The organism is Streptomyces sp. ERV7 (assembly GCF_001653515.1).
Taxonomy (GTDB): domain Bacteria; phylum Actinomycetota; class Actinomycetes; order Streptomycetales; family Streptomycetaceae; genus Streptomyces.
This window is the reverse complement of sequence record NZ_LYOY01000087.1, coordinates 1-1005: the sequence shown is the minus strand read 5'-3', so window position 1 is coordinate 1005 and position 1005 is coordinate 1. Positions and strand designations below refer to the sequence as shown.

General features: G+C 72.0%; 1 protein-coding gene. It reads right to left on the bottom strand.

Features of this window, described 5'->3' with window-relative positions; all coding sequences use genetic code 11:
• Positions 1-149: 149 nt before the first annotated feature.
• Positions 150-1005: FG-GAP repeat domain-containing protein (locus tag A8W25_RS30585; protein ID WP_199831878.1), on the bottom strand; the 856-nt coding region annotated here is incomplete at its 5' end.

Genomic DNA, 1005 nt, shown 5'->3' with positions numbered 1-1005 from the left:
CCGCCCGCCGGACCGAGACCGTCCGGAGCCCCGTGGGCATCCGGATTCGTACTCGCGTCACTTGTCATGCCCCCAGCGATTCCCTCGCGGGGGGCATGACATGCGCCAAGGAGTGGCCAAAAAGTGCCCGGGAGGCCCGGAACCTGCTCCTAGAACAGGTACTTGTACATCTGCCAGCCGCCGCCGACCCGGACCCGGCCGCCGAAGTTGCCCTTGCCGTCACCCGGGTAGGACCACAGGACGCCGTCCGTGTCGCGGGCCAGCAGGTCCGCCTTGCCGTCGCCGTTCAGGTCGCCCGCGCCGACCAGCGCGTTGTAGACCTGCCAGCCGGAGCCGACCTTCACCCGGGTCGCGAGGGCGCCGGTGCCGCTGCCGGGGTAGAGCCACAGGACGCCGGAGGAGTCGCGGGCCAGCAGGTCCGCCTTGCCGTCGCCGTTCAGATCGCCCGCGCCCGATGCCAGCAGGTAGTTCTTCCAGCCGGTGCCGATCTTCACCCGGGCCTTGAAGTTGCCCGCGCCGTTCGCCTCGTAGAGGTACAGGTCGCCGGTGGCCGCCTCGCGCGCCACCAGGTCCGCGTGGCCGTCGCCGGTCAGATCGCCGGGAGACGTCAGCGCGTCGAAGATGTTCCAGCCCGAGCCGATCTTCGCGTACGGAGTGGACGGGGTCAGCGCCTGGCCCGCCGGCCGGTACACACGGAGCTCTCCGCCGGCCAGCCGGACCAGGACGTCGTTCTTGCCGTCGCCGTCCACGTCGTCGAACGGGACCGCCGCCGACACCTCGTTCACACCCGTCCAGCCGCTGCCCGAGACCTTCGGGTCGACCTTGCCCCCGCCGCCCGCGCGGAAGTCGGCGACACCACCGGACGTGAAGGCCAGCAGGTCACCGGCGCCGTCGCCGACGTAGTCGCGCGGGGCCGGGGCGGCGCCCTTCACCTCGAACGGGGTGGAGAACTCCTGGTCCGGGCCGCCGTCGGCGGGGACCGCCGTCAGTTTCCAGGCGTAGCGG